Source organism: Caldibacillus sp. 210928-DFI.2.18 (assembly GCF_020554505.1).
GTDB lineage: Bacteria > Bacillota > Bacilli > Bacillales > Caldibacillaceae > Caldifermentibacillus > Caldifermentibacillus hisashii.
In genome coordinates, this window is sequence record NZ_JAJCHL010000240.1 from 1 (window position 1) to 372 (window position 372).

At 38.2% G+C, this 372-nt stretch carries 1 protein-coding gene; it reads right to left on the minus strand.

Going from position 1 to position 372, the window contains the following annotated elements; translation table 11 throughout:
- Positions 1-115: 115 nt before the first annotated feature.
- A complete protein-coding gene (locus LIZ98_RS17735) occupies positions 116-319 on the minus strand; it encodes a GGDEF domain-containing protein (RefSeq protein WP_227140453.1) in 204 nt (67 codons plus the stop codon).
- Positions 320-372: the final 53 nt, after the last annotated feature.

Sequence of the window (372 nt, forward strand, 5' to 3'; positions counted from 1 at the left end):
TATCAGTTTTATTTATGAACTGCAACAATTATACAATAAAAAAGTGTGATTTTCGAATACTTGAAGCACCACAAACCTTTCAGTTTTTAGTTGTACTCCGTATCCGACCTCACTATCATCCCACACCTAAAGGAGTGGGCTTTCTCGTTCGGAAAATCTGTAAAATTATAATAAACTCTTCACCGCCATAGCGAGTGAGCGTCCCTCGATTTCCAACAATTTCCCTGAGAAGATCACTCATTTGAATAAGGATTTCATTCCCGCTTTGGTGTCCATACTGATCATTGATTGATTTGAAATAATCAATATCGAGCATCATTGAACTACCACTAGGCTAAAGCCGTAGTGGATTCCTAAGTACAGAGTTCTACC

Coding starts and splice junctions, on each gene's coding strand:
- LIZ98_RS17735 (WP_227140453.1), bottom strand. CDS start 319: ATGATGCTCGATATTGATTATTTCAAATCAATCAATGATCAGTATGGA.